The 21,854-nt window shown below is 37.0% G+C and carries 21 protein-coding genes; 10 read left to right on the forward strand and 11 right to left on the reverse strand.

The genetic code is table 11. From position 1 onward, the window contains the following. The first annotated feature begins 4 nt into the window (after nucleotides 1–4). Nucleotides 5–1,528 carry an OmpP1/FadL family transporter gene (locus CBW18_RS19280; protein ID WP_088302999.1) on the forward strand — a complete coding sequence of 508 codons (1,524 nt, stop codon included), beginning with the start codon at nucleotides 5–7 and terminating at the stop codon, nucleotides 1,526–1,528. A 53-nt stretch (nucleotides 1,529–1,581) separates the two neighbouring features. Here CBW18_RS19280 and CBW18_RS19285 read toward each other — a convergent pair whose 3' ends face one another. The 3 genes from CBW18_RS19285 to CBW18_RS19295 form a co-directional block, all read right to left on the reverse strand. Beyond that, the gene (locus CBW18_RS19285) at nucleotides 1,582–3,993 is read right to left on the reverse strand and encodes a hypothetical protein (RefSeq protein WP_088303000.1); all 2,412 of its coding nucleotides are present in this window, start codon (nucleotides 3,991–3,993) and stop codon (nucleotides 1,582–1,584) included. Between the two features lie 46 nt (nucleotides 3,994–4,039). Further along, complete coding sequence (locus CBW18_RS19290; protein WP_088303001.1) at nucleotides 4,040–5,875, reverse strand: UbiD family decarboxylase; 1,836 nt, start codon at nucleotides 5,873–5,875, stop codon at nucleotides 4,040–4,042. Nucleotides 5,876–5,976: 101 nt separating this feature from the next. Further along, nucleotides 5,977–6,456: a Dps family protein gene (locus CBW18_RS19295; protein ID WP_088303002.1), complete on the reverse strand. Its 480-nt coding sequence runs from the start codon at nucleotides 6,454–6,456 to the stop codon at nucleotides 5,977–5,979. Between the two features lie 282 nt (nucleotides 6,457–6,738). Here CBW18_RS19295 and CBW18_RS19300 point away from each other — a divergent pair, with 282 nt between their 5' ends. Together CBW18_RS19300 and CBW18_RS19305 are read left to right on the forward strand one after the other, a co-directional pair. Next, nucleotides 6,739–8,274 carry a LysM peptidoglycan-binding domain-containing protein gene (locus tag CBW18_RS19300; RefSeq protein WP_088303003.1) on the forward strand — a complete coding sequence of 512 codons (1,536 nt, stop codon included), beginning with the start codon at nucleotides 6,739–6,741 and terminating at the stop codon, nucleotides 8,272–8,274. After that, a complete protein-coding gene (locus CBW18_RS19305) occupies nucleotides 8,271–8,921 on the forward strand; it encodes a uridine kinase (RefSeq protein ID WP_088303004.1) in 651 nt (216 codons plus the stop codon). Before CBW18_RS19300 ends, CBW18_RS19305 begins: the two co-directional genes overlap by 4 nt. Nucleotides 8,922–9,020: 99 nt before the next feature. Here CBW18_RS19305 and CBW18_RS19310 read toward each other — a convergent pair whose 3' ends face one another. The 4 genes from CBW18_RS19310 to CBW18_RS19325 all read right to left on the reverse strand — a co-directional run bounded on the left by CBW18_RS19310 (nucleotide 9,021) and on the right by CBW18_RS19325 (nucleotide 13,807). Further along, complete coding sequence (locus CBW18_RS19310) at nucleotides 9,021–9,686, reverse strand: CoA transferase subunit B (protein ID WP_088303005.1); 666 nt, start codon at nucleotides 9,684–9,686, stop codon at nucleotides 9,021–9,023. 62 nt (nucleotides 9,687–9,748) lie between these two features. Continuing rightward, nucleotides 9,749–10,450, reverse strand: coding sequence for a CoA transferase subunit A (locus CBW18_RS19315; RefSeq protein ID WP_088303006.1), 702 nt, complete (start codon nucleotides 10,448–10,450; stop codon nucleotides 9,749–9,751). 425 nt (nucleotides 10,451–10,875) lie between these two features. Next, nucleotides 10,876–13,254, reverse strand: a complete 2,379-nt coding sequence (locus tag CBW18_RS19320; RefSeq protein ID WP_088303007.1) for an endonuclease MutS2 — start codon at nucleotides 13,252–13,254, stop codon at nucleotides 10,876–10,878. Nucleotide 13,255: 1 nt separating this feature from the next. Next, nucleotides 13,256–13,807, reverse strand: a complete 552-nt coding sequence (locus CBW18_RS19325) for a DUF4296 domain-containing protein (protein WP_088303008.1) — start codon at nucleotides 13,805–13,807, stop codon at nucleotides 13,256–13,258. A gap of 70 nt (nucleotides 13,808–13,877) precedes the next feature. On the opposite strand from CBW18_RS19325, the gene CBW18_RS19330 reads away from it, so the two are divergent. The 4 genes from CBW18_RS19330 (at nucleotide 13,878) to CBW18_RS21485 (ending at nucleotide 17,579) form a co-directional block, all read left to right on the forward strand. Further along, the gene (locus CBW18_RS19330; RefSeq protein ID WP_088303009.1) at nucleotides 13,878–14,582 is read left to right on the forward strand and encodes a YggS family pyridoxal phosphate-dependent enzyme; all 705 of its coding nucleotides are present in this window, start codon (nucleotides 13,878–13,880) and stop codon (nucleotides 14,580–14,582) included. Beyond that, entirely contained in the window at nucleotides 14,579–15,046 is a 468-nt protein-coding gene (locus CBW18_RS19335; RefSeq protein ID WP_088303010.1) for a GNAT family N-acetyltransferase, read from the forward strand. The genes CBW18_RS19330 and CBW18_RS19335 overlap by 4 nt, the downstream gene beginning before the upstream one ends. A gap of 1 nt (nucleotide 15,047) precedes the next feature. Then, nucleotides 15,048–16,313: an aspartate kinase gene (locus CBW18_RS19340; RefSeq protein ID WP_088303011.1), complete on the forward strand. Its 1,266-nt coding sequence runs from the start codon at nucleotides 15,048–15,050 to the stop codon at nucleotides 16,311–16,313. Nucleotides 16,314–16,394: 81 nt separating this feature from the next. Beyond that, entirely contained in the window at nucleotides 16,395–17,579 is a 1,185-nt protein-coding gene (locus CBW18_RS21485; RefSeq protein WP_088303012.1) for a class I SAM-dependent methyltransferase, read from the forward strand. 61 nt (nucleotides 17,580–17,640) lie between these two features. On the opposite strand, the gene CBW18_RS19350 is transcribed toward CBW18_RS21485, so the two are convergent. From CBW18_RS19350 to CBW18_RS19365, 4 genes are all read right to left on the reverse strand, one after another. Further along, nucleotides 17,641–17,838, reverse strand: coding sequence for a cold-shock protein (locus CBW18_RS19350; protein ID WP_088303013.1), 198 nt, complete (start codon nucleotides 17,836–17,838; stop codon nucleotides 17,641–17,643). A gap of 198 nt (nucleotides 17,839–18,036) precedes the next feature. Next, complete coding sequence (locus CBW18_RS19355; protein WP_088303014.1) at nucleotides 18,037–18,672, reverse strand: peroxiredoxin; 636 nt, start codon at nucleotides 18,670–18,672, stop codon at nucleotides 18,037–18,039. 152 nt (nucleotides 18,673–18,824) lie between these two features. Next, nucleotides 18,825–19,922, reverse strand: a complete 1,098-nt coding sequence (locus CBW18_RS19360) for a serine protease (protein WP_088303015.1) — start codon at nucleotides 19,920–19,922, stop codon at nucleotides 18,825–18,827. 8 nt (nucleotides 19,923–19,930) lie between these two features. Continuing rightward, on the reverse strand, nucleotides 19,931–20,497 hold the full coding sequence (locus CBW18_RS19365; protein ID WP_088303016.1) for an RNA polymerase sigma factor: 567 nt from the start codon (nucleotides 20,495–20,497) through the stop codon (nucleotides 19,931–19,933). A 191-nt stretch (nucleotides 20,498–20,688) separates the two neighbouring features. Here CBW18_RS19365 and CBW18_RS19370 point away from each other — a divergent pair, with 191 nt between their 5' ends. From CBW18_RS19370 to CBW18_RS19380, 3 genes are all read left to right on the forward strand, one after another. After that, nucleotides 20,689–20,907: a hypothetical protein gene (locus tag CBW18_RS19370; protein WP_088303017.1), complete on the forward strand. Its 219-nt coding sequence runs from the start codon at nucleotides 20,689–20,691 to the stop codon at nucleotides 20,905–20,907. A 145-nt stretch (nucleotides 20,908–21,052) separates the two neighbouring features. Beyond that, on the forward strand, nucleotides 21,053–21,274 hold the full coding sequence (locus tag CBW18_RS19375; protein WP_029284797.1) for a hypothetical protein: 222 nt from the start codon (nucleotides 21,053–21,055) through the stop codon (nucleotides 21,272–21,274). A gap of 133 nt (nucleotides 21,275–21,407) precedes the next feature. Then, a complete protein-coding gene (locus tag CBW18_RS19380) occupies nucleotides 21,408–21,629 on the forward strand; it encodes a hypothetical protein (protein ID WP_088303018.1) in 222 nt (73 codons plus the stop codon). The last annotated feature ends 225 nt before the right edge of the window (nucleotides 21,630–21,854 follow it).

Consider the following 21,854-nt stretch of genomic DNA (forward strand, 5'->3'; position numbering starts at 1 on the left):
ATCAATGAAAAGATACATCCTAGTAACGATATTGGCTACAGTAGCCACTATAGGAACATCGTATGCCCAAAGTTATGCACCAGATGCATTTCGTTTTTCGCAAACAAATTATGGTAGCAGTGCCCGCTTTAAAGGTATGGGTGGTGCTCAAATTGGCGTAGGTGGCGACATTGGCTCCATCAGTGCTAATCCTGCCGGATTAGGCCTTTTTACAAAATCAGAATTTAGCATTACGCCGGAATTTAATTCCGTAGATAATAGCAGTTCTTTTTTAGGGAATAACATTAAATCAAACAAAAGTCAGATTAACCTGAATAATTTAGGCGTTGTATTTTATAGTCCGGCGGCAAAGGCAAAAGGTTCAGATGTAAATAAAGGCTTAGTGAGCACTGTTTTTGGGGTAAGTTATTCACGTAATAATGATTTCTTAAATAATATTGATTACAACGGCATCAACAATAATAACTCTATCAGAAATGCTTATGTTGATCAGGCGAATGATTTTGGTACTGACGGAACGATTGCCGGTGATGCCTACAGAAGTAGCTTAATTAACTTTGGTGCACCAGGCTTTACGAATAGCTATTCTGCAGCTCCTTTCGGCAACAATAACTTCAGTCAAAACTGGATCGAAAACAGATCCGGTTCCACATCTGAATTTAATGTAGCCGGTGCTTTAAATTTTTCTAATAAATTATACTTAGGTGCCACAGCTAGTTTTGTAAATGTCAGATACATCAGCGATGCTGTTTTTACAGAATCCGGTATATCGAACTGGTATAATGAAACCCAAAAAAGCTTTTCTGGAAATGAAAATTATAATCTGACTCAAATCAGAAACCAGGAAACAAAAGGCGGCGGATTTAACCTTAAATTAGGAATGATTTACAGGCCGATTAATGAATTGAGAATTGGTTTAAATTTCCAGACCCCTACCTGGATGAATATTCAGGATAATACGGCTGAAACGCTACAGGCCAATTTAAGTGGTAACAGTAATAACGGACCGGATAGCTTTAACAACGCTCCTCAATATTATACTTTTACCTACAACCTTCGTACGCCTTTGAAAGCTTCAGCTGGTTTAAGTTATGTTATCGGTGGCATGGCCCTGATTTCTGCAGACGTAGATTATGTTGACTACTCATCGATTCGCTTTTCAGCAGATAACGGTTCCGATTTAAGAACCATAAATGTGAATAATCAGGATGTTAAAAACTTTTACAAAGAAGCTGTGAATTACAGAGTGGGTGCCGAGGTTAAAGTGAGTCCGGAAATTAGTTTAAGAGCGGGTTATGGTTTAAATGGTAATGGTATTAAAGGTGGTGATAAATCATTTTATCAGGCTCAATACTATACCGGTGGTATTGGTTACCGCATTGATAATTATTATTTTGATGTTGCTTATCAAAACTATAAAACAAATTTTAACTCATCTCCATATGAGCTTTATAACTTCACAGAGCCAGTTGCAGATGTAAAAAGCAACCGAAACAATGTTTTTTTAACATTTGGAGTGAGATTCTAGTCTAAATAATTTTCAACAAAACGGGCCTTTGACATAAGCACCAAAGGCCCTTTTTATTTTTCAGCGACATTAATCTCTTTTTCCCCATAGGCGACTCCTTCCGAAGTGATGCCTTGCACAATGATTTTAAATTTCCCCGTAAGATCTCCCGTATTAAAAACAAGCCTAGTATTTCCCGACTCGTGAAGCACTACCTGATAATTCCAATAAATGGTTGCGAAACTAATTGGTTCGCTCTTATTGGAAACATCAGAAGTGTAAAATTCTTTAGCCAAATGAATACCTTTCAGCATTCGTAAATTCGGTTTATCTTCATGATCGGTGCAACCAGCATAAACGATTGTGCCTCCGCCAGATCGTGCGTAACTTTTTCCCTTAAGTGGCTTTCTATTGTCTTGGTATCCGGCATGATTTGCGCAGTTTAAAATATTATACCTACACACATAATCACCACATCGATTCGGTCCATGCTCAGCGAAATTTAGAAAATTGTCTTTTTTAGATTTAATCACGACATCTTTTAACGTAATGCCATTGGTGATATTTATAGATTGATTTAAATCATTCAATTTTGTTGTTTGATTTACCAAAAGACTGATTTTCTGATTTATTACTTCATTCCTAATCTCCTTTAAAGGATCATTTAAAAGAACTTCGTAATTGGCATATCTCTTATCGCCAATGTTTAGCCAAACTCTACCACGATCTTCTGAAAGTAAATTAGCAGCGGTCAGATTAAATTTCCCTAAACTATCCGTATTAATCACATTGATATTTGAGCCAGCAAAAGTGTTTAATATCAGCGGTGTCTTCAGCTGCTTCCTGTTTTTTAATACTTCACCACTATATTCCAATGAAACGAGCTTCGGCCTAACATTCGGCAGGCTTTCTGTCGGCCATTGGTATCTCCTCCACCCTTTCACCATTAACACCTCATTCAAATAATTGATATCATTATATTTAAGATTAAATTGATGAGTTGGCAAATCAGCAAGGAGTTGCTGAAAGAAATAAAAGTCTGTTATGTTTTGATTGTTATGGATCGACAATCGATTGGCCTGGACGCAACTTACAGAAACCATAGCTGGCAGGAGTTTATTCTGCCTTCCAATAGCATTCAGATCCAGCTCAACCGAATCTCTCGTGGTATAGTTTTCCTTATCTGTTATTACAGAAATTCGATTGATCTTATTATAATGCGCAAAAAAGATCCGTTCTGCAATGGGTTTATATTCATTATTTAATACCGTAAGTGCATACAAACCAATAGGAATAGAATCTAATTTGAACCGCATGTTTTGAGGACGATTTGCCTGCAGATCAAAACTTGATTGCAATAAAATATTTGAAAAATCATGAACCACAACATGAACCTGCTGCTGATCATTACTTTCTATCTGTGCTTTCAATTCGTGATTTGAAATTGCAGCGCTTAGCCTAAGCGCTACACCATGTTTTAAAATAGTGGGCAGGTCATATTGATTAAGGCCAGTTCCTATTATCTGAGCATGATAACGTTTAAGGCGATTTGGCTGAAAAACGAAACTTCCAATACCTTGTAAATTAGTATAAATGGTATCCAGAACTTTTTCATTTTCATATAAAACCGCCGTACCCTGAACTACATTTCCATTCTCAGTTTTGAGCTCAAAGCCAACCTTGTTTGTCAGGCCATCTATTAAATATCCACCTTCAGGATAAAAACTGAACTGATACATTTTTTCATCTTGCACTGGCAGGTTAAAATTCACATACTTTAGGTGATTATTCTTTTTAATCGAGATTTTAAGCAAATTGTTTTTCTTTGTAATTTTTTCAGCGGGATAATTTATCATCAGCTCACCAATCACACTGCTCTTTGCTTTGCCAGTTTTGATGGTTTCGTCAGCATTGCCGATCTGATAATTGATCTCGGCGTTTTCTACAAAGCGATTATTCCCGGATAAAACTTGCAATAACACTGTTCCGTTTTTCGTTTGCTCATCAAAATTTTTAAAAATTGAAACGTTGGCAGTTAAGGGATTAATTGTGGTCGATTTTACAGTAATCGGTTGTGTAAATTCTCCATCGAAATGATCATTAATCTTCATATTTGTATGGGCAACAAACCGATATCTGCCACTTGGTAATGAATCAGGCAGCGCTAAACTTCCGAAAGCAATCCCCTCTTTAATCAGGAACTTTTCCTGTAAAACGATGGAAGTGTCTGCGTTATTCACCAATGATAGATAAAGGGTGTGATATCGCTCAGATTCCGCTACCGTATTAAGCAAATAGCCTGTAAACCAAACCTGATCATTATTGGTATAGATATTTTTATCAAAATGAAGAAACAGACTGGAATGATCTGAGTTTAAACCATATTGTTTCAAATTGATAGCTACACTGTCCAGCCTAAAATTTTGTGCCTGCACAAAACCATTTAAAAAAAGTAAGCAACAGATATAAATGATTTTTAAAGGCATAATGAGCGATATGCCTAAAATTCGAGATTTTATTTCAATTATTCAACTAAATCAGACCATAAAGTGCCTGGCCTTCTTTTCCCAATTCATCTATTTTTTGCTCAACACTAATGTCTTTGATCAGTTCTGGTGCGTGATGTGGTTTTTTCCTCGCATCAATAATTAGTGATCCCTTACATCCCCAGTGCTTGTTAATGGTAAAATCATTTACGCCATAAATATCGGCAGCCGGATTGCTTCTCGTAAAAGTTACCCAAACCAGATTATCAATATTGGCAGCCGTAAATTCAGCATCATCTGCGATAATGATCAGCGGCAAACCTGTTAAGTTTTGATCGGTTAAAGAGATATTTAAGGCAGCGATTTCTGCGGCTGTTTTTTCTGCACTGATATATTTATCACATTCCAGCACCATTACCCCGGGTATAGCCACTTCTGCTTTATAGCAGCCATCACCTAACTTTAACTGCTCAGGGATTTTACGCCAAAGCTCACGTTTTTTTTCACCGGCGGCGGCAATAACGACTTTAGAACCACTGTTTAATCCATCGCCGCTATAATCCAAAGTATCAATAGTGGTATTGGTATAAAAATGTACATCACGTGTAAAATCAATTCTTTCTAAAATATGGATTAAAAAATCTTCGATGTGATGGGTACTTAATTTTTCATCATCTTCTCTTGCAGCAATAAAAACATATTTTGCCAAACTCAACTGATTTTTACCCAGAATATGATTGGCAATGGTTAAAATCTCCTGAGGTCTTCTCTCTTTTAAATATGGCGTATATCGCTCACTGCCAATGGCGAAAAGCAAAGGATGGACCCCTGCAGCATCAACAGCATGTACTTCTTTTAGACCATGAATTTCCTGCGGAATAGCTGAGCCGGTGATTTCATGGATCAGGGCACCAAAACTGGTATCTTCCTGTGGTGGACGCCCCACAACGGTAAACGACCAGATCGCATCTTTTTTATGATACACATTATGCACCTTCATTAAAGGGAAAGGATGGGTTAAACTGTAATAGCCTAAATGATCTCCAAAAGGGCCTTCGGGTTTATTTTCATTGGGATATACCATTCCGGTAATGATAAAATCAGCATCTGCAGAAATACAGAAACCTTCATCATCATAAAAGTAACGGAATCTGCGATCGCCTAACGCACCTGCAAAGGTCATTTCTGATAACCCTTCTGGCAATGGCATTACGGCTGCCAAAGGATGGGAAGGCGGACCGCCAACAAAGATACTTACCTTTAAAGGCTGGCCGAGTTTATTGGCTTTTGATTGATGAACACCAATCCCCCTGTGGATCTGATAATGTAACCCAATTTCTTTGTCCTGAAGGTATTCATTACCTGACAACTGGATCCTGTACATACCTAAATTGGCATTCAGGATGCCCGGCTTCTCTACATCTTCGGTATAAACCTGTGGCATCGTTACAAACGGGCCACCATCCATTGGCCAGTTTACAATTTGTGGCAAGGCACCAATTGTGGTTTTTAAAAATTTGTGCTTAGCAGAAGGCGTTTTCATCGGCAATGCTGATAAAGCTGACATTGCGGAGCCTGCATATTTGAAAGGATTTTTCAAAGCTTTCATTGGATCATTCCGCAAGGAAACCAATTGCTGTACTTTTGGTAAAGTATCCCTGAAAATAAATTTCGACCGTTCTAAGGTTCCGAATAAATTGGATACGGCCGGAAAGGAACTCCCCTTAACTTTCTCAAACAAGATCGCCGGCCCTTGATTTTCATAAATTCTTAAATGGATGGCGGCCATTTCTAAATATGGATCTACTTCTTCTTTTATCCTGATCAGATGACCGTTTTTTTCAAGGTCAGATACACATTCTGCTAAACTTCTGTATGCCATATTCAAAGATAGATATTTAGTGTTTTGATAAACGAAAAAGCCTCAGATAAACAGATATTAATTAAATCTATTTAACTGAGGCAATGATCTGGTTGCTATCGTTATTTTTTACCGGCGAATGAACGCAACATCCAGGTATTTTTTTCTTTAAACTGCATGAAACGGTTAACCATGTCGTTTGTTCCGTCATCTCCAGCCTCATCTGTAGCTTCTAAAAGTTCTCTTTCCAGTTCAATTAGTTTAGCCATATCATCTAAAATCGCATCAACCATATCAAGATCTTTCATGCCTATGGTATCAATTTCTTTAATGTCAGATTCCTGAATGTAATCGGCGAAACGACTATGTGGTGGTTTTCCAAGCGTTAAAACCCTTTCAGCAATTTCATCAATGGTTAATTGCGCATTGGTATATAATTCTTCAAACTTTACGTGAAGCGTAAAAAAGTTCTGTCCTTTAATATTCCAGTGGCATCCTCTTAACTTCTGATAATGTATATGATAATTAGCCAGATAATCATTTAAAAGATCAACGACCGGTTTAACCTCTTTTTCGTTTAAACTTATTTCTTTAGCGTCCATATGAATTGTTTTTAATGTATTTAATGAGTTCGTAACAATTAAAAGCAGCAAAAGTTTTAACCTTAATATCTCCTGGATACAATACCTTATTTATATGTTCGTTTATAATTCGATAAGACAGTAATTAACCTTCTTTACAAGTAATTGTGAATGAATTATATACTTCCAAAATCAGGTACAGGTTAAGGTATTTTTACAAAATACTGGTCTTGCTATCTGGATATGGTTTATAATATTATTCGTATAATTGCTTTCATTGACTTAGAAATTTATATAAAATAAATGCACAAAATATATTTATCTGCTGTTGTTTTGTTTGCCTTGAATGTGGCAAATGCGAAAGCTAACGTAGCAAGAGACTCTATCGGCGTCGAAAATAACAATGGCAAAAAACTGATCGTTCATCAAATTGTAGCCAAAGACACGTATTATTCTGTTGGGCGGAGATACAATGTATCACCAAAAGATATTATAGCATTCAATCAGAATAAATACTTACAGGTTGGCGTAATCATTAAAGTGCCAACCAATATTCCATGGGGATCTGACAACAGTGCTCCTGCTGTTACGACTCCAACTGACGGAGGTGTTATTGAGTATATAGTTAAGGCAAAAGACAATTTAAACGCGATTGCTGAAAAGTACGGTACAACGGTTAATGAAATCAAGAAATTAAATAACCTTAAGGGAAATAATTTAAGCATCGGTCAGCTGCTTAAAATTCCGGCTAAAAATAGTACAGTTTCAAATACTCAGAACACTCCGGCACAAACGGCAAAGGCCCAGCCAATACCTGCCGTACAACCAACACCTCCTGCTTCAACTGAACAAACCATGATTGAACATGTTGTGGCACCTAAGGAATTTCTGGGCAAAATTGCTGAGAAATATGGTACAACGGTTGAAGAAGTCAAAAAGGCCAATAACCTTTCAGGAAACAATCTCCGGATTGGACAGAAGTTAAAAATCCCTGCTACCAAAAATGTTGATGAGAATAAGATAGTCAGTGTTTCTGAACAACCTACTTCTGTAACAGATGCAACAAAACCTGTTGATGCGACCGGTACACATACTGTATTAAGAAACGAAACCATTTTCACTGTTGCCAAACAATATGGCATTACGGCTTATCAGTTGAGAAAATTAAATAACCTGCCTGATAATGCCATTACCATTGGCCAGGTGTTAAAAGTACCAGCTGGTATTGTTACCGATGTTCAGGTACCTAAAGATAAGCAGGCAGAACAAACTGTTGCAAAGCCAGCAACTGACACTTCAAAAGAGGAGAGTATCATTCATACTGTAGCAGATGGCGAAACTATTTTCACCATTGCCAAAAAATATAATGTTACGGCTTATCAGATCAGAACAGCCAACAAAATGGATGAAAACACCATTAAAAAGGATCAGAAATTGATTATTCCAAGACCTCCGCAGGCAAGATCTGTTAATGATTTATCAAGGGAAGAGCAGCAAAATGAGCCAGACAGCACGATGGTGAAAGACCCGAAACTTCGCCGCGATCCAAGTGTTTATGGCTTAAGCCAGATTGAAGAAAAAGGTACAGCCATATGGATTGCTGATGCAGATTTAGATAGTTCCAAAATGTTAGTGCTGCACCGCACTGCGCCTGTTGGCCGCGTGATTAAACTCACCAACCCAATGACAAACCGCACTACTTTTGCAAAAGTTGTTGGTAAATTTACGGAGAACGAATCCACAAAAGATGTTATTATTGTCATGACTAAAGCTGTAGCTGATTCATTGGGTGCTTTAGACAAGCGTTTTTTATGCAATTTAACCTATAGTGCGCAATGAGTTTAAACAAAAAGCCATTTGTAATCGGTATTGCCGGCGGTAGCGGATCTGGCAAAACTTTTTTTCTGAACTGTTTTCTGCATCATTTTAAACAGGATGAAGTCACACTGGTATCCCAGGATGATTATTACATTCCTGCCGGAGACATGACCCAGGAAGAAAATAAGCTCTATAATTTTGATCTTCCTTCTACAATAGATAGTCAGCAATTTCTAAAAGATATTAAGCAGTTGCTGAATGGTGAAGTAGTTTATAAAAAAGAGTATAACTTTAATAATCCGCTGGCTGTGGTTAAGATCCTGGAGATCAAATCGGCACCGATTATTATAGTTGAAGGTCTTTTTATCCTTCATTTTAAAGAAATTTCAGGGCTTCTGGATCATACCATTTTTGTAGATGCTGATGAGCAGGTGGCTTTAGACAGGCGTGTTAAACGTGATGGCCTGGAACGCGGTTATCCAGAAGATGATGTGATTTATAAGTGGCACAACCATGTGGTACCTGCCTATAAGGAATACCTGTTGCCCTATAGGGAAGGCTGTAATAAAGTGGTGATGAACAATACCAATGAACCAGATGAATTGATCACCATTACGGAAGAGATTTCAAATGAACTCCGAAACAATATTCTGGTGAATATATACTAAATAAGAAAAGGATGTTTTACCATCCTTTTCTTATTTACAATGTAAGTCTTAATATTAGATACTACATGGCGATATCACTACTATCTTTTTTGGTTTAGTTTACACTTCCAGATTCATTTCCGGAATTTCTCCTTCTACGATTAATTTACCCGAAGTAGATTGGCGTATAAATTCGACACTTACCCCAGGTGCCCGTTCAACAAGTTGAAAACCGCCTTCAGGTAAAACATTTAAAACGGCCAGTTCGGTTACAATCTTTTTAATGCATTTTACACCGGTTAAGGGCAAGGTACATACTGATAATAATTTGCTTTCTCCAGCCTTATTAACATGCTGCATCGCTACAATGATATTTTTTGCGGAGGCTACTAAATCCATTGCACCCCCCATTCCCTTCACCATTTTGCCCGGAATTTTCCAGTTGGCGATATCGCCGTTTTCTGAAACTTCCATCGCACCCAGAATGGTAAGGTCTACCTTCTGAGCCCTGATCATGCCAAAACTCATGGCCGAATCAAAAATAGATGAGCCAGGTAAAGTGGTAATGGTTTGCTTTCCGGCGTTGATTAAATCAGCATCCTCTTCCCCCTCAAAAGGAAATGGTCCCATGCCGAGCAAGCCATTTTCAGATTGTAAAACAACGTTAATGTTCTCAGGAATATAATTAGCAACCAAAGTAGGGATCCCTATTCCAAGGTTTACATAATAACCGTCTTTTATTTCTTTTGCGATGCGTTTCGCGATATCTTCTTTTGATAGTGACATATATAGTTTTGAATGAGCGGAATAATTAAATAATTATTGACTAAAGACTTTCGACTAAGGCATCAGGACTTAACCCTAACCGTTCGCTGTTCTATTCTTTTTTCATAATCTTTTCCCTGAAAGATACGGTGCACATAGATACCTGGGGTATGGATATGATCGGGATCTAATTCTCCAACTGGTACCAGTTCTTCTACCTCTGCTATGGTTACTTTACCAGCCATGGCCATTACCGGATTAAAATTTCTACTCGTCGATCTAAAAATTAAATTTCCTGCTGAATCTCCTTTCCAGGCTTTTACGATAGCAAAGTCAGCATCAAATGCATATTCCAGCAGGTAATCTTTTCCATCAAAATTCCTGATTTCTTTCCCTTCAGCCACTTCAGTACCTACACCTGCAGGAGTAAAAATAGCAGGCATTCCATATCCGGCGGCTAAACAACGGGTAGCCAGTGTACCTTGCGGTATCAGGTCTACCTCTAATTCACCACTTAACAATTGTCGTTCAAATTCAGCATTTTCACCCACATATGAAGAGATCATTTTCTTTACCTGACGCTGTTTCAGCATTAAACCGATGCCAAAATCGTCAACACCGGCATTGTTGGAAATACAAGTCAGGTTGGTTACAGCTTTCTTCACCAGGGCATTAATGCAATTTTCTGGAATACCACAAAGGCCGAAACCACCAAGCATTAGGGTAGCACCATCTGAAATATCTTTGATCGCTTCTTCAGCGCCTGATACCACTTTGTTTATCATATTATGAATTTTTGGTTAGTGTGCTAAATTAGTAAATGCCCTGATCAATTTCATACATCTACCTGTTTAAATCTTTTTCGACTATCATTTAATTGGAATTGATCTAAACAACACTTACCTTTGTTCTGCAATGATTTACGAGAGAGACGAAGACAAAACATTTATTATCCCAACAGATCCTGAATTTCAAAAAGGCATGGGTTTTATTTTTAGCTGTACAGCTGAACATAAAAAATGTTGTGAAAAATATAAAAAAGGAAAACGCTGCAAAAAATGTCCGGGCGATAAAAAGAAGTAGTTTTTTTAATTAATCGTTTTTTCGCTTAACTTTTTTGTTCAACTTCCTATCTCTATATTCCCATTCACCCGAATGTTTTTCGTTTAAATTCCCGATTTCCTCTTCACAACTCACCTACTCCCCGCTTTTAATTCAAATAAACATAAGTAATTCCATCACCACCACGATCGGCATGCTCATCTTCCATCCGGTTTACCTGGCTATACTTCCGTAGATATTCGCGAATCATTTTTCTTAGAATACCATCACCTTTTCCATGAATTAATTTGATAGATGGGAAGCCCAGCATAATGGCTTTATCCAGGTATTTCTCTACTTCAAACAATGCATCTTCAGTTCGTTTACCACGAAGATCCAGTTCAGCACGGAAACCGGAAACAGCCTCATTCATCCTGCCGGCAAAAGAACCGCCACTGCTTTGCACCACTTTTTTGGCTTCCTTATTGCTAATCCGCTGTACACGGCTTTTTTTTACTGTAGAACGTAAATCACCGATAGCCAAAACCAGTTCATTCCGATTAATTTCCAGTACAACCCCTGTAGTTTCACTGTCGGTAAACTTTACCCAGTCTCCAATGCTTATTTCACCACCCACTACAACAGGTGCAGGTTTCGGCCGCTCTTTCGGTAAGGTATTTTTAATCAGCTCCTGTTGCAAATTCTGACGAAGCACTTTGGTAACGGCTTTGTCGGCCTGATTTTCTTTAATCTCAGCGATAGTATTTTCTACCAGTTTATTGGCATTTTTAATAATATTCTGCGCCTCCTGCTTTGCTTCTTTAATTAAAACCCTTCTGTTTTCATCCAGAAATGCCCTTAATTTTTCATTTTCTGCGATTAAGTTTTTAGCCTTATTTTGTTGATTGGCCAGACTTACTTTTGCATCGTAAACATTCTTTTTATCTCGTTCTAAATCCACAAGCATGGTATCTACACGATTTTGGTTAGATCCCGTTTTCTCTCTGGCCAACTGAATAACTTCTTTCGGCAAACCTATATTCTGCGCAATTTCGAAAGCATATGAACTTCCTGGTTTACCCATTTCCAGGATGTAAAGCGGTTTCATTTTGGCATTATCGAAAAGCATGGACGCATTTTCCAAACCAGGTGTGTTCCCGGCAAACAACTTCAAATTAGAATAGTGAGTGGTAATCACACCGCGAACCTTTTTATTATTTAATACTTCCAGAACAGCTTCTGCCATTGGTCCGCCAAACTGCGGATCGGTACCTGTACCAAATTCGTCAATTAAAACCATTGTTTTCGGCGAAGCATGCTCCACAAAATAGCGCATCTTTTTCAGGTGAGCACTGTAAGTACTTAAGTCACTTTCTATCGACTGATCATCTCCGATGTCAGCAAAGATATTTTCAAAAATTCCCACCTCACTATTGGCATCTACCGGGATTAAAAGACCGGTTTGCAACATAATCTGCAACAAACCAACTGTTTTCATACAAACCGATTTACCACCAGCATTTGGTCCGGATACCAATACCACTCTGGTTTCAGCGTCAATATGAATATTCAGTGGTGTTACTGATTTTTTCTCTGCCGCGAAAGAGATGGCCAGAAGCGGATGCCGGGCATTGATTAGTTTTGTTTTCGGCTCCTTCATTAAACCAGGCATTTCAGCCTCAATATCCAAAGCGAACAAAGCCTTCGCCCGTACAAAATCTAATTTAGTCAGAAAGCCATGATAGGAAAGCAATAAGGGGGAATAAGGGCGAAGGTCATCCGTAAGTGCCACTAAAATCTTAATGATCTCACGCCTTTTATCAAATTCTAAATCACGCAGCTTATTGTTAAGTGTAAATACTTCTTCGGGCTCAATATAAACCGTTTGACCTGTTGCTGATTCATCGTGTACAAATCCTTTCAGTTTTCGCTTATTTTCTGCTAAAACCGGGATACACATTCTGCCGTCGCGAATGGTTAAACTTCCATCAGCTACCCAGTTATTGGCTATGGCTTGCTTGTAAATGGAATCCATCCGCTTACGCACATCCTGCTCTGCACGTGAAATGGCGGAAGTAATTTCCTGTAATTCTTTCGAAGCATTTGGCTTGATTTTGCCTTTGGCATCAATAACGGTTTCGATTTTACGGAGAATATTTTTTTCAATCGGCAAATGCTCAAAAAGTGCCTCCAGTGTTGGATAAACCTCTGCTCTTTCTTCAAAAAACCGCAAAACTGAAAAAACAGTTTGCAATGATGTGTAAACCTGAAACCACTCCTCTTCCAGGAGATAGGTGCCTTCCACCCTGATCTTATCAACCAGAGATTTGATATCAAAAAAGGTATTGATTTGTAATGGTTCCTGATTTTGCAGGATACTTTTAAACTCGTGGGTTTGACGTAAAAATTTATCGATCTGATCAAAACGGTTCATCACCTGCATCTTTAACACCATCGATTGGCCCATCGGACTTAAACAATGCTTGCTAATGAGTTGCCTTATCTCAACAAAACCTAAACGTTCTAAACAATTTTCGGGATATAACATATTATTTTACAGCTACTGATAATGGTTTATAATCACTGTTTTTTTTAGTGTTTATAAGCGAATCAGCTTGTGCCTTCTTTTTTTTAATTTGTGCTTCAGCTTTAACTTTGGATAAAGAATCCGTTTTCATCTTTTTTCTGATGGATAAAGAATCAGCTTTGAATGTTTTAACAATCTTAAGTGAGTCTGCTTTAAATCTCTTTTTTTGCATCAATGAGTCGGCCTGCTTGAGTTTAAGCTTTTGATGGTCTAAACGAGCCGAGATGACCTTATAGATGTCCTGCAATTTTTCAGGGTTCTGGTAATAATAGTTTAAGCTTCTGGTATATTGTGCAGAATCAGTATTAAATTTTTTATAAATCCCCTTATAATAGGTAGCCGCCACTTTGCGTGCAGAATCCTGCACGTAAATGGTAGAGATATAACCGTCTACCACGTGGATGTCATATAAAATCCCCTCCATTCTTTCCGTATCAATGATGCCTTCAGGTGTTTTGGATTTGCAGCCCAAACCCACCACAGCAACAATTAAACCCCACATTAATCTTTTCATGCTCAATTAAAATATTATTTTTTGCCCAAATTGCGGCAAGGTTGTTAATTTTACCCAAAAATAGTTATAAATGAGCATAGCTGATAATCTTAAACAATATAAAAGCGAAGTAGAGGCAGACGGTGTAAGGCTGATTGCTGTTTCAAAAACACAGTCGGCAGAGACCATATTAGAAGCTTACGAGGCAGGACAACGTATTTTTGGCGAAAATATGGTTCAGGAGATGGTAGATAAACAGGCACAGCTTCCCGAAGATATTGAATGGCATTTAATTGGTCATCTGCAAAGCAATAAGGTAAAATATATTGCCCCTTTCGTTCGCCTGATTCATGGTGTGGACAGCTTGAAATTACTACAGGAAATTAATAAGCAGGCGCTTAAACATAAACGGGTTATTGACTGTCTGCTGCAAATCTATATTGCAGATGAAGAAACTAAATTCGGACTTGCCCATGATGAGGCTATTGAATTACTTCGCTCAGCTGAATACGCTGAAATGAAAAACATTCGCATTACCGGTTTAATGGGGATTGCAACAAACACCAAAAACGAAAAGCAAATTACAATCGAATTTAATGAATTGAAGGTGTTTTTTGACGGATTAAAAGCGAGCTTTTTCAAAAATGAAGATTCTTTTAAAGAGATTTCAACCGGGATGAGTGCCGACTATAAAATCGCGATAGAAGAAGGAAGCACGATGGTACGCATCGGAAGCAGTATTTTCGGGAAGCGCATCATCAAGCATTTTAAAAACACCTCAGAAAATCCTTCATGAATTTAAAAATAAGAGTAGCAGAAGCTAAAGATTGCAGCCGGATGATGGAACTTATTCATGAGCTGGCGGTTTATGAACGTGCACCGGAAGAAGTTACCGTAAGTCCTGAGCATTTTATGGAAGCAGGCTTCGGGCAAAACCCGGTTTGGAAAGCATTTGTTGCAGAAGTAAATGATCAGGTTATTGGCTTTGCCTTATATTATACCCGCTATTCGACCTGGAAAGGCTGTAGGTTATACCTAGAAGATTTTATTGTGACAGAGGAGTTCAGGGGCCGGGGCATTGGAAAGATACTTTTTGAAAAAGTAATTGAAACCGCTAAAAGCGGAAACTATAGCGGAATGGTTTGGCAGGTGTTAGACTGGAATGAACCCGCTATTAATTTCTATCATAAGTATCAAGCACATCTAGAAAGCGGATGGTTAAACGCCTCACTTTCTACAGATCAGGTTAAGGCATTTTAATATGGATATTTACAAATTCGGAGGTGCCTCAGTAAAAGATGCTGCTGGCATAAAAAACCTTTCAGCCATTGTACGCGATTATCAGAACGGTAAATTACTGATCGTGGTTTCTGCAATGGGGAAAATCACAAATAAGCTGGAAGAATTAACAGCAGCTTATCTGAATGGAAGTGAGGATACATCTGTACGCTTTGAGGAAATTAAACACTTCCATTTTCAGATTATTGAAGAACTTTTTGAAGGCAAATCACATTCCATTTATGATGATGTGGCCAACACCTTTGTAGAAATTGATTGGTTAATCGAAGAGGAACCGGATAACGATGCAGATTATATTTACGATCAGATTGTATCTATCGGCGAGGTGGTTTCCACAAAAATCGTAGCAGCCTGGCTGAATGAATGTGGCAATAAAGCCTTGTGGACAGATGCCCGGAATTTTATCCAAACCGATAATACCTATCGGGAAGGAAAAGTTGACTGGACAAAGACCAGCCAGATCATTCAGAAAGACCTTGTACCTTTACTTGAGCAGAATATTATAGTTACCCAGGGTTTTATTGGTGGTACAAGTGAAAACTATACCACTACTTTGGGCAGAGAAGGTTCTGATTATTCTGCTGCCATATTTGCTTCCTGCCTGGATGCAGTAGCCTTAACCATCTGGAAAGATGTACCAGGTGTTTTAAATGCTGACCCTAAATGGTTTGATGAAACGGAACTGATTGCCCAGCTTTCCTATCATGATGCCATTGAACTCACCTACTATGGTGCTACAGTGATTCATCCAAAAACGATAAAACCTTTACAAAACAAGGGCATTCCGTTATTCGTGAGATCTTTTATTCAGCCTGAAGGTAAGGGCACAGCCATTACCAAAAATAATAATCCTTTGCCTGTACCCTCTTTTATATTTAAGATTAACCAGGCACTGATTTCCATTTTTCCAAAAGACTATTCTTTCATTATCGAAGAAAATCTCAGTAATATCTTTGAACTTTTCCATAAGCATAAGATTAAGATCAATACCATGCTGAACTCGGCCATTAGTTTTTCGGTTAGTATTGACGATCATCCTGAAAGAATCGAATGCCTGATTAAAGATCTTTCCACCGAATTTACGATTAAGTATAATAAAGGACTTGAGTTAGTTACCATCCGTTATTACAACCAGAACACGATAGACAGGGTTACGGTGGATAAAGAAATATTACTGGAAGTAAAAAGCCGCCATACCTGCCAAATGGTGATGAAAAATAAGGCCTAATAAGATAAGCCTTTCAGAAATTAAGTATCCATCCGCTTTCAAACGAAACGGACCATGCTTCTGATGATTTAATTAAAAAAAATGAATGATCAACTTTTAACTAAAGCCGTACAGGAATACATCAATGCCAACCTCCATGCAGATGTTAACAAAATTGCTTTAGCTAAAAGTAAGTTTCCGGGTGTCACTTCTGCCGAACTGGCGGGCCAGATTCTGAGTAAAAAAAAATCAGAAAAGAAATTACCAAGCTGGTTTCATACCTCAGGCATTTACTATCCGCCAGCTTTATCTATTGAGCAGACATCATCAGAAATTACGGCCAGATACAAATCAAAATTAGCTGCAGGACGTTCATTAATCGACCTCACGGGTGGCTTTGGTGTAGATGCGCATTACTTTGCCAAACAGTTGGATACCGTTACCCATTGTGAAATTAATACGGAGTTATCAGGTATAGCGGCCTATAATTCCAGGGTGCTAAAATCAGACAACATTCATTTCAAACCTGTGAATGGCATAGCATATCTGACTGAAACGACAAAACAATATGATACCATTTATGTAGACCCTGCCCGCAGGGCTGGATCAGGCAAAGTATTTATGTTGAAAGACTGTACGCCTGATGTAAACACTCATCTCGATTTATTATTACAAAAATCGCAGCGGCTGATGATTAAAACAGCTCCTCTGCTGGATATTACGGCAGGTTTAAATGAACTTAAACAAGTTAGTGAAATTCATATTGTAAGTATAAAAAATGAATGCAAGGAGTTGTTATGGATTATTGATCATGAATTTAAAGGTGAGCCAACCATTTTTTCTGTTTCACTCAACGAAAAAGAAAAGGTATTTTCTTTTAAAAAATCAGAAAGCCATGTCAATCCACAATATGCGGATGAAATCTCTGACTTTAAATATTTATATGAACCTGATGCAGCCTTACTTAAATCTGGAGCATTTAATCTGATTGGGCAAACTTATAATTTAACGAAACTGCATCCACAAACGCAGCTTTATGTTGGCCATTCCGTTAATCATCTTTTTCCCGGAAGGATCTTCGAAATCCAGTCGATCCTGGCAGCGGCAGAATTAAAAAAAGCAACTGATTTAACCGGTAATATTATCGTAAGGAACTATCCTGCTGAACCTGAAAACCTGGCTAAAAAATATAAAATCAAGCCGGATCATGATCAGTTTCTAATCTTTACCAAGACCGCAAAAGAAGCATATCTCATTATCAAATCCAAAATTATACAGCACTATTAATAAAAAAGCCCTTCATCATGCACTGAAAGGCTTTTTTATTAATAGGTTTAAGGTGTTGGCCCTAAATTTTCTTTACATTTATCGCCTGCAAACCTTTTCGGCCTTCAGCCACTTCAAATTCAACTTTATCGTTTTCTTTCAGGCTATCAATCCCACCTAAAACATCTTTAAAATGAACAAAAAGATCTTTGTTATCTTCCTGAATAATAAATCCAAAACCTTTTTGTGTATTAAACCATTTAACTTTTCCGGTTGCCATAAAAAAATAAAAATAATGATAAATAAATAACCTTTTACGCTTTGTTTTTCATTTCCTTAAAAATTTGGTATTCAATTAGCTGGATTAAGCGTTAATTTTTCAAAACAAAACAATCAAATATAATAAATACACCTTAAGAGCAACATAAATACAGGTATGTTAACGATAATGTTGCGTATGGGCGGGGTTTTTATATGTTTATTTATTTGGCTGTGGTGTGGTCCGTAAATAAGGTTTGATTACCTGATGTCCTTTTGGAAATTTTTCAGGAATATCCTCTGTTTTAATACTGTTTACTACAATAACATCCTCACCATCTTTCCAATCTGCAGGTGTAGCAACGGCATACTGAGCGGTAAGCTGTAATGAATCAATTACCCTTAAAACTTCATTGAAATTTCTTCCTGTTGATGCAGGATAAGTAATGATTAATTTAACTTTTTTATCAGGACTAATCACAAACAGTGATCTTACGGTTAAAGTTTCGGATGCATTTGGATGAATCATATCATAAAGATTCGCAACCGTTTTATCCGGATCGGCAATAATCGGAAATTCTACAGAGGTATGCTGGGTTTCATTAATATCGTTTATCCATCCCTTATGCGATTCAGCAGTATCAACACTTAATGCCAATACTTTTACGTTACGCTTTTGAAACTCACCCTTTAATGCAGCGGTTCTTCCTAATTCTGTAGTACAAACAGGTGTATAATCAGCTGGGTGAGAAAATAAAACACCCCAGCTATCTCCTAAATATTCATAAAAGTCAATTTTTCCGATAGAAGTTTCTGCCTGAAAATTCGGTGCGGTATCGCCTAATCTTATACTCATAATTTTATTTTTTAAATTGAATTAAACAAATCTAATCAATACTATAGTAAATACATAGACAATATATTATTTAATACATCCAAATTATAAACACAAAAAAACCCTAAAGTAGTTAGCTTCAGGGTCTCAACAATATTAATTTGTTTGGGTTATTAATTGTACACTTTAATCATAAAAACATAATCCTGCAATTTCTCAATTTGCTTTGTACGTTTTAAACCGGAAAGCATGCTTTTCTTGTTGGATGAAAGCCGGTTGTTTCCTAATGAATCCTGAGGAATTGCCCTCATGGCTTCCAAGATATATTTAGATTTGATGGCGAATGCAGCCCCCTCAGTTTGATCTGGCTTGCCACTGATAATCCCCACTAAATTACCATTCGAATCTAAAAGCGGACCACCACTATTTCCTGGATTCACTGGTATAGAAACCTGATATTGAGTGGTATCACCTACGAAACCATTTTTCGAACTGACATAACCTTCTCCTAAAACTGCATCATCTTTAGGATAGCCTAAAGTATAAACTGTTTCTCCAATACTACTGGTATTCTTTTTAATGGTATAAGGTATGGATGATAAATGGCTGAAATTTTTATCGCTTATTTTAAGGATAGCGATATCATTCTGGGGATCGGTGTAAATTGATTTTACCTTAAATGATTCTCCCTTATTATTCTGAACATATAAAGAATCAGCTCCGTTAATAACATGCAGGTTAGTCAGAATGTAACCATTGGTAGAAATGGCAAAGCCCGTACCTCCAAAACTATTCTGGATGGCTGGCTTTCCAGGAATGGTGGCATTGTTGTTTATTTTCCTGATTAAACTGTTTTGCGTTTTAATCGCTTTATTAACCTGGTTGCTCAACAACACAAGTTGTTCTTTTTGTTTGGTATTGTGCTGGATGGAATAAACCGAAACTAAAGATAAAACCAGAAAAGAAGCGGCAACAGCAATGGCAGATTTATGTTTTCTCCAGAGCTGCACTACCCGCGAAGGATGCGGTCTGAGTGAAGAAGCGATACTTTCCACATCAATTTCTCCATGAATATGATTTAATTGCGCTTTCAGTCGAATCTGTTCAGCAAACATATCCATAGATTCCAGAAAGAACTTATGAGAAACCACCTTATGATCCACCGCCGGGTCACTTATACGCAGTTGTTCGAAAGCCAAAGTTTCCTGTGGATTCAGTTTACCTAAAAGATAATCTTCAATAATCGCATCTAACTCTAAATCGTTTCTCATTTCAATATTTATGGTTGAAAAAATATTTTCTTTAACCGCTGCAGGCACTTATACTTCTGTGTTTTTGCATTATCCGTATTGGTATAACCAAACTTTTCGCAAATATCCTGCATGGATAAACTGTGGATATAAAAATCCTGAATAATGGTTTTACAAGGTTCTCCGAGGTGATCCAAAGCCGATTGCATTTTCACAAAAGCAGCATCTTTTTCCTCATGTTGCTCCACATCTTCCTCAACAGCAAATACATCTTCATAGTCGGTAATATTGCCCGTTTTTTTGCTTCGCTGATGAAGCTTTTTTAACCAAATCCTCCGGCAAACCGAATATATGTATGTTTTAAGTTTACTGCTGAGTTCAAAATTTCCTTCCTTAATTTTGTTATATAAAATAATGATAGCCTCCTGATACACATCTTTTGCATCATCTTCATCGCCACTATTATTCAGGATAAATTGCAAAACCATTGCATAATATGCCTTATATAACTTGTTAAGTGTATCTGCAGAGTTATTTAAAATACCTAAAATAACTTCCCTATCCGTTGGAACTGAACTCTTTAAACTGTTATTCACTGGTTAATACTTTTTTCGGTAAATGGTAACCCAATATTAGACAAAAAAAATTATAGGCTATAATAAGTTTAATCAACGTTATGCCTTGGATTGGCATGGAAAAAATATTTTTACTTTTTTAAAAAAAACCGGGTTACCTTTCTACCTTTGCGGTATTAACAAGAAAATTAATTACTTAAAAAAAATTCAAAATGAAAAATGCATTCAAATTAGGCTTTTTAGCTTTAGCTTTATCTTTATCAGTTGTTGCTTGTAACTCAGAAAAAAAAGCTGAAGGTGCTGATACAACTTTAACTGATTCTTCTACTATCGTTACTGATACTACTGCAAAAGACACTACAGTTAAAGATTCTACAGTTAAAGATACTACTGTAAAAGCGACTACAACTAAAACTGAAGTTAAACACTAGTCTGACTTTATTTATAAAAAATGGCCTTGAATGTATCTTTCAAGGCCATTTTTATTTTTATTTACTTTTTTTAGCCTTTTTGGGTTACCTTTTTGATTTAACTGTATTAAGGGTAAATTAATTAATTACTAAAAAAATATTTAACATGAAAAATGCATTCAAATTAGGCTTCTTAGCTTTAGCTTTATCTTTATCAGTTGTTGCTTGTAACTCAGAAAAAAAAGCTGAAGGTGCTGATACAACTTTAACTGACTCTTCTACTATCGTTACTGACACTACTGGTGTTGATACTGTTGTTAAAGATTCTACAGTAAAAGATACTACTGTAAAAGCAACTACTAAAACTACTGAAGAAGTTAAACACTAGTCTGACTTTAATTATAATAAAAATGGCCTTAAATTAATTTTTAAGGCCATTTTTATTTTTTTTCTATTTTACAGGGTTACCTTTTTACATAATGGGTATATAAAGGTATATATTCACCTAAAACATAATTAAAATGAAAAATACATTCAAATTAGGCTTTTTAGCCCTGGCTTTATCTTTATCAGTTGCAGCATGTAATTCAGAAAAAAAAGCTGATGGTGCTGATACAACTTTAACTGATTCTTCTACAATCGTTACAGATACAACAGGTGTTGATACTGTTGTTAAAGATTCTACTGTAAAAGATACTACTGTAAAAGCAACTACTAAAACTACTGAAGAAGTTAAACACTAGTTTAATCTTCCTATTAAATAAAAAGGTATTGATTTTCGAATCAATACCTTTTTTCATGAAAAAGCAAACCAAAAACCATTTTGCTCTTGGTTGCAACTCCACACCCTAAGCCAATATAAGTTACACATTACAGTATTCAGTATGTTTTCTTTTCATAAAGGGATTTCTTTCAAGCTGAAAGTCCGGAAATTCCATCAATTGTAGTAAATTTGCGGCAAAAATAAT

Origin of the sequence: Pedobacter sp. AJM, assembly GCF_002197755.1 — a bacterium.
GTDB lineage: Bacteria > Bacteroidota > Bacteroidia > Sphingobacteriales > Sphingobacteriaceae > Pedobacter.

Excerpts from the sequence above, each read along its gene's own strand:
- CBW18_RS19325 (WP_088303008.1), bottom strand. The coding sequence starts at position 13,807 with ATGAAAAGATTAATGTGGGGTTTAATTGTTGCTGTGGTGGGTTTGGGC.
- CBW18_RS21485 (WP_088303012.1), top strand. The coding sequence starts at position 16,395 with ATGAATGATCAACTTTTAACTAAAGCCGTACAGGAATACATCAATGCC.
- CBW18_RS19335 (WP_088303010.1), top strand. The coding sequence starts at position 14,579 with ATGAATTTAAAAATAAGAGTAGCAGAAGCTAAAGATTGCAGCCGGATG.
- CBW18_RS19355 (WP_088303014.1), bottom strand. The coding sequence starts at position 18,672 with ATGAGTATAAGATTAGGCGATACCGCACCGAATTTTCAGGCAGAAACT.
- CBW18_RS19280 (WP_088302999.1), top strand. The coding sequence starts at position 5 with ATGAAAAGATACATCCTAGTAACGATATTGGCTACAGTAGCCACTATA.
- CBW18_RS19370 (WP_088303017.1), top strand. The coding sequence starts at position 20,689 with ATGAAAAATGCATTCAAATTAGGCTTTTTAGCTTTAGCTTTATCTTTA.
- CBW18_RS19340 (WP_088303011.1), top strand. The coding sequence starts at position 15,048 with ATGGATATTTACAAATTCGGAGGTGCCTCAGTAAAAGATGCTGCTGGC.
- CBW18_RS19300 (WP_088303003.1), top strand. The coding sequence starts at position 6,739 with ATGCACAAAATATATTTATCTGCTGTTGTTTTGTTTGCCTTGAATGTG.
- CBW18_RS19375 (WP_029284797.1), top strand. The coding sequence starts at position 21,053 with ATGAAAAATGCATTCAAATTAGGCTTCTTAGCTTTAGCTTTATCTTTA.
- CBW18_RS19305 (WP_088303004.1), top strand. The coding sequence starts at position 8,271 with ATGAGTTTAAACAAAAAGCCATTTGTAATCGGTATTGCCGGCGGTAGC.
- CBW18_RS19360 (WP_088303015.1), bottom strand. The coding sequence starts at position 19,922 with ATGAGAAACGATTTAGAGTTAGATGCGATTATTGAAGATTATCTTTTA.
- CBW18_RS19350 (WP_088303013.1), bottom strand. The coding sequence starts at position 17,838 with ATGGCAACCGGAAAAGTTAAATGGTTTAATACACAAAAAGGTTTTGGA.
- CBW18_RS19330 (WP_088303009.1), top strand. The coding sequence starts at position 13,878 with ATGAGCATAGCTGATAATCTTAAACAATATAAAAGCGAAGTAGAGGCA.
- CBW18_RS19320 (WP_088303007.1), bottom strand. The coding sequence starts at position 13,254 with ATGTTATATCCCGAAAATTGTTTAGAACGTTTAGGTTTTGTTGAGATA.
- CBW18_RS19285 (WP_088303000.1), bottom strand. The coding sequence starts at position 3,993 with ATGCCTTTAAAAATCATTTATATCTGTTGCTTACTTTTTTTAAATGGT.
- CBW18_RS19315 (WP_088303006.1), bottom strand. The coding sequence starts at position 10,450 with ATGATAAACAAAGTGGTATCAGGCGCTGAAGAAGCGATCAAAGATATT.
- CBW18_RS19310 (WP_088303005.1), bottom strand. The coding sequence starts at position 9,686 with ATGTCACTATCAAAAGAAGATATCGCGAAACGCATCGCAAAAGAAATA.
- CBW18_RS19290 (WP_088303001.1), bottom strand. The coding sequence starts at position 5,875 with ATGGCATACAGAAGTTTAGCAGAATGTGTATCTGACCTTGAAAAAAAC.
- CBW18_RS19295 (WP_088303002.1), bottom strand. The coding sequence starts at position 6,456 with ATGGACGCTAAAGAAATAAGTTTAAACGAAAAAGAGGTTAAACCGGTC.
- CBW18_RS19380 (WP_088303018.1), top strand. The coding sequence starts at position 21,408 with ATGAAAAATACATTCAAATTAGGCTTTTTAGCCCTGGCTTTATCTTTA.